This is a genomic window from Vaccinium witches'-broom phytoplasma str. VAC (assembly GCF_000309405.1).
Taxonomy (GTDB): Bacteria; Bacillota_I; Bacilli_A; order Acholeplasmatales; family Acholeplasmataceae; genus Phytoplasma.
This window is the reverse complement of record NZ_AKIN01000230.1, coordinates 1-307: the sequence shown is the minus strand read 5'-3', so window position 1 is coordinate 307 and position 307 is coordinate 1. Positions and strand designations below refer to the sequence as shown.

The following is a 307-nucleotide window of genomic DNA, read 5'->3' as shown; positions in this document are numbered from 1 at the left end:
ATTATTTATTTTTAATATTAAATGTTTTTATGCTTTACCTGGGATAACTTTAGAAACGCAAAAGATACAATTAGAAGAAAGGAAAAATGAACTAAAGTCACAAGAAATAGTACTATCTAGAGAGCCAAGAAATAATGTAAATAATATTGAAAGATTATGTCATATTAGAACAGAAATAGTTAAGATAGATATGGAAATATATATGATAATGCAACAAATTCAAATGCGAGACATTATACAATAAACCCAAAACATTCCGAGGCGAATAGAATAATTAGAAGAAAACATTAAATAATAATTAAATATA

Annotated in this window: 1 protein-coding gene; it reads left to right on the top strand. The window is 23.8% G+C overall.

The window, feature by feature from the left end; all coding sequences use genetic code 11:
• On the top strand, positions 1-244 hold a 244-nt coding region (locus RI68_RS04165; protein WP_017193759.1), incomplete at its 5' end, for a hypothetical protein.
• Positions 245-307: the final 63 nt, after the last annotated feature.